This is a genomic window from Lysinibacillus sp. UGB7, from assembly GCF_049058285.1.
Lineage (GTDB): Bacteria > Bacillota > Bacilli > Bacillales_A > Planococcaceae > Lysinibacillus > Lysinibacillus sphaericus_B.
In genome coordinates this window covers 1-1,708 of the sequence record NZ_JBMGUV010000079.1, presented here as the reverse complement: position 1 = coordinate 1,708, position 1,708 = coordinate 1, and the positions used below count along the sequence as shown (strand labels likewise).

The 1,708-nt window shown below is 42.4% G+C and carries 1 protein-coding gene; it reads right to left on the bottom strand.

Annotated features, from left to right (window positions below; translation table 11 throughout):
- Window positions 1–75 precede the first annotated feature (75 nt).
- Complete coding sequence (gene ltrA, locus ACOMCU_RS27925) at window positions 76–1,335, bottom strand: group II intron reverse transcriptase/maturase (protein WP_196228956.1); 1,260 nt, start codon at window positions 1,333–1,335, stop codon at window positions 76–78.
- Between the last annotated feature and the right edge of the window lie 373 nt (window positions 1,336–1,708).

The following is a 1,708-nucleotide window of genomic DNA, read 5'->3' as shown; positions in this document are numbered from 1 at the left end:
AATCGAGTAGGAGGGAGTGATTAACTCCCGACCTCTCACACCACCGTACGTACGGTTCCGTATACGGCGGTTCAATTAAGATGAATAACGCAAAGTTTCGTAACGAACTTGCAGACTTTTCAGCCCTTGGCCATTCCAATAGGAATTGCCGAGGGTTCTGTGTAATATGGGGCTTTTTGAGATGCGCCAGTATCCTTTTCGGGTATTACCCCATTCGTACGCTTTTCCGTATGGAACTTTTAAACGAATGAGATTTCTGACTCTCGTTCGGGGTTTCTTCCAATTCTTCCAAAGGCACATTCGCAACCGCCTTTTAATCCAGCTGTCTAACCTGTTGAATATTGAAGGTGTGTCTGCGAGCGCAAAATATCCGCACCATCCTATTAAATATTGATTTAATTTCTCGATACGGTATTCCATTGAAAATGGCTTCTTTCTAGAGGTAATTTCTCGTATTTTCTTCTTCATTCGTTCAAGGCTTGTTTTCGCGATTCGAACTTTTGGCTCTTTATTCTTCGTGAAGCTAAAACCAAGGAACTTTCTGTTCCATGGGCGGTCAACTGCTGACTTCGTTTCATTTACTTTTAACCGAAGTTTCCTTTCAATAAATCGTTGTACACTTGCCATTGTACGCTCCCCTGCACGTTTACTTTTCACATAAATATTGCAGTCGTCTGCGTATCGAACGAATTTGTGTCCACGCTTCTCTAATTCTTTATCAAGTTCATCTAAAACGATATTCGAAAGAAGTGGACTTAATGGTCCACCTTGCGGTGTTCCTTCGTCTGTACTCGAAATAACTCCATTTATCATGACACCAGCTTGGAGATATTTACGGATAAGTTTTAATAATGATTTATCATGAATTCTTTTCGCTAATGTTGCCATTAATCGGTCATGGTTGACCTTATCAAAGAATTTCTCTAAATCCATATCTACAACCCAACGATATCCTTCCTTCATATAGCCCTTCGCTTTTCGGACTGCGTCATGAGCACTCCGATTTGGACGGAATCCATAACTGTTGTCCGAAAAAGTTTGGTCATATTCCTTTGATAATATCTGCGATATAGCTTGTTGAATCAAACGATCTGTCACGGTTGGGATTCCTAATAGACGCACACCGCCGTCTGGTTTCGGGATTTCGACACGAAGTACTGGTTGCGGTTCATAGGTTCCCGCTAGAATTTGTGCTTTAATGGATTCCCAGTTTTCGAGGATGTGCTGACGTAAGGTTTGTACGGGCATCATGTCTACTCCCTGGCTTCCTTTATTCGCTTCCACTCGCTTTAATGCTTGTATCATATTCGGACGTGCTAGAATTTGATTCAACATTACCATTTCGTTCCTTTCCGTGAATAGCTTGTCTTCTTATGCCCACCTGAACTACACCCTCCGCAAATACCCTCATGGACTTCACCATTACTTTCTAAGCGTGAGGTTTCCCTGTTTTCTGTGTTTATTCATTCAAGGTGGAATGCCAAGGGCTATTCTCTCTTAGTTGTTCAGCCCTTCCGATTAGTTCTAGACCCAATCGTACTATGACCTCTGCTGACTTCTGATGGTTCAGCTACTTGTCACCAAGTAGGTTATGAAGGGTACTTCACGTTTCCATCAGACCTCCCCGGGTAAGCGTATGCACTTTCACACCATCTATCCGCCTCATTTACTCGATATGACCTTCGACAGAAAGGACTTTGTTTTGTAA